Here is a 2,759-nt window from a genome sequence, read left to right as displayed (position 1 = left end):
ATAATAAAAGGTATTTTTGCACCTTGATTTGGATCAGTCTGATTTATTGATAACTGAATAACACTGGTTGTTTTTGTTTTCTTGTCGCTCTCTTCGTTGGAGAGAATGGTTGATTAGCAGGCTGCATCCAGATATACAGTTATAAAAAATTAGATGAACAAAATCAGATTTGACGAGCTTCCGCTATCGCCGGAAGTACAGCGAGCCATCGCTGACATGGGCTTCGAAGAAGCTTCTCCCATCCAAACAGAAGCTATCCCTGTAGTTTTAGCAGGCAAAGACATCATAGGCCAGGCGCAGACAGGTACTGGTAAAACTGCCGCTTTCGGTATTCCAACAATTGAAGGTATTGACCCGGATGACAGAAGTGTACAGGCACTAATTCTTTGCCCGACACGTGAACTGGCTATCCAGGTATCAGGTGAGATTCAAAAACTTGCCAAGTATAAAACAGGTATCAGTGTTGTTCCTATTTATGGCGGACAGCCTTACGAGCGCCAATTGCGTGCGCTTAAACAAGGTGTTCAGATTGTAATAGGCACTCCGGGCCGTGTGATGGACCACATCGAGCGCGGCACTCTTAAACTGGATAATGTATCTAAAATTATTCTTGATGAAGCGGACGAAATGCTGGACATGGGCTTCCGTGAAGATATTGAATATGTATTAGAGCGTATACCTGAAAGTCGCCAAACCATCTTCTTCTCGGCTACCATGTCTAAGCCGATCATGGAAATGACTAAGCGTTACCAAACTGATCCGGTATTAGTAAAAGTAGTACACCAGGAACTGACGGTAACTAACATCGATCAGTCTTACTTTGAAGTACGTAACAGTGCTAAACCAGAAGTGCTTTCGCGTTTATTGGATATGTATAACCTTAAATCGGCTATCATATTCTGTAATACCAAGCGCATGGTAGATGAGCTGGTATCGAGCTTACAGGCGCGTGGTTATTTTGCCGATGCCCTGCATGGTGATCTTAATCAGAACCAGCGTACCAACGTAATGAACAAATTCCGCAACGGCACACTTGAAATATTGGTAGCAACAGATGTTGCTGCACGTGGGCTGGATGTAGAAAACGTTGAGGCTGTTATAAACTATGACCTGCCACAGGATGAAGAATCTTACGTGCACCGAATTGGCCGTACTGGTCGTGCAGGTAAGTCTGGTAAAGCATTCTCTTTTGTAGGTGGCCGTTCTGACGGATACAAGATCAAAGACATCATGCGCTATACAAAGGCGAAGATTGTTTTACAGCAGGTACCATCACTAGAGGATGTGAACGAGATTCGCACCAACATGTTCTTCGATAAGGTGAAGGAAGTACTGGAGAAAGGAACACTTGCCAAGAATATAGCCCGTATTGAGCGTTTTGTAAACGAAACAGATGGTTATACTCCGCTTGATGTAGCTGCCGCTCTTCTTAAAATGAGCCTGAAAGAGGCAAAAGCGAAGGAGAAAGGTGCAGAGGCAGAGAAAGGCCTGCGTGCTACAAAAGACGGTATGGACCGCTTGTTTATCACTATCGGTAAGAAAGACCGCGTTCACCCGCGTGACCTGATCGACCTGCTATCTCAGAATTCCAGCATTCCGGAAGGACGCGTAGGCGATATCGACCTTTACGACAAGTTTAGCTTTGTAGAAGTACCTACAGAATATACAGCCGATATACTTGCCAGCATGGGCCGCATGGAATATGACGGACGCTCTGTTGTGATTGAGAAATCAGAGAAAAAAGGCACCAGAGAGAGCAAAGACGGAGCAGAAGACTTTGGCTTTAGTAACCGTGAAGGTGGCGATAGAGGTCCTCGTGGCAGAAGCGGCGGTGGCAGCTTCCGTGACAGGGATCGTGGCGGCGACCGCAGAAGCAGCGGTGGCGGCAGTGGTGGCTTCCGTGACAGAGATCGCGGTGGTGACCGAGGAGGAGATCGTAACCGTGGCGGAAGCGGCGGCGGCGGTGGTTTTCGTAAAAGAAGATTCTAGCTTTTATTTTGGAAGCTAAACCCTTCCAAAGCTAATGCGTATACTTAAGTATTACAGCGGATGAAGTATAAAACCTTCAAAAGCAAAAGAAAAGGCCGACTTGAAACGTCGGCCTTTTTGATTTAAATCTTCTTAGGAAACAGATAACCTTCTACCACAGCAGGTCGTAATGTAAAGTATCATAAAAAGGTTGGAAGATTAAGCTGAGTGCTTCGGTACTCAGATAAAGAAAGGGTAGCATCAGACGGATGTTACCCTTTCTTTTTTATGAACTATAAAAGAGCTCAAATAAATAAAGGGAACCCTTCGGCTCCCTTTATACAATATATAGAATTGCCTAGGCTTCTCTTGCCTGATCGCGTAACGAACGAATATGATCGTGTGCACTTTTCACATCCTTGTATTGCTGCTCAACAATAGGCTTCAAATCTCCAGGCAGGTTTTTATCCAGCGCCTCTTTATATGCCTTCACAGCATAGTCTTCACCACGCTCACATTCTTCTAAAACACGTTTTCTGTCTCTGGAAGTAAGCGCAGATTTCAGATCAATCCATGCACGGTGTACAGTACCCTCTATAGAGCTTGACTCGTCATCAGTTTGCCCCATTTTATGTAGCTGATCCTGCAATTCAGTAATCATACTATCTCGCTGCACGGCATACTTCCTGAACAGGTCTTTAAGATCTTTGTCTTCGATATCCTCGGAAGCTGTTTTATAACCTTTCGCTCCGTCTTTGCAACGCTCGATCAAATGATGTACGGTATCAAAT

At 44.9% G+C, this 2,759-nt stretch carries 2 protein-coding genes; one reads left to right on the top strand and one right to left on the bottom strand.

Annotated elements, in window-relative coordinates:
• The first annotated feature begins 153 nt into the window (after positions 1 to 153).
• Positions 154 to 1,989, top strand: coding sequence for a DEAD/DEAH box helicase (locus ACFQ2O_RS21030; RefSeq protein WP_377532748.1), 1,836 nt, complete (start codon positions 154 to 156; stop codon positions 1,987 to 1,989).
• 337 nt (positions 1,990 to 2,326) lie between these two features.
• Here ACFQ2O_RS21030 and ACFQ2O_RS21025 read toward each other — a convergent pair.
• The coding region (locus tag ACFQ2O_RS21025) for a ferritin-like domain-containing protein (protein ID WP_377532746.1) at positions 2,327 to 2,759 on the bottom strand (433 nt) is incomplete at its 5' end.

Origin of the sequence: Pontibacter rugosus, assembly GCF_042678745.1 — a bacterium.
Classification (GTDB): Bacteria; Bacteroidota; Bacteroidia; order Cytophagales; family Hymenobacteraceae; genus Pontibacter; species Pontibacter rugosus.
The sequence above is the reverse complement of the archived record's forward strand: the minus strand, read 5'-3'. Positions and strand labels throughout refer to the sequence as shown.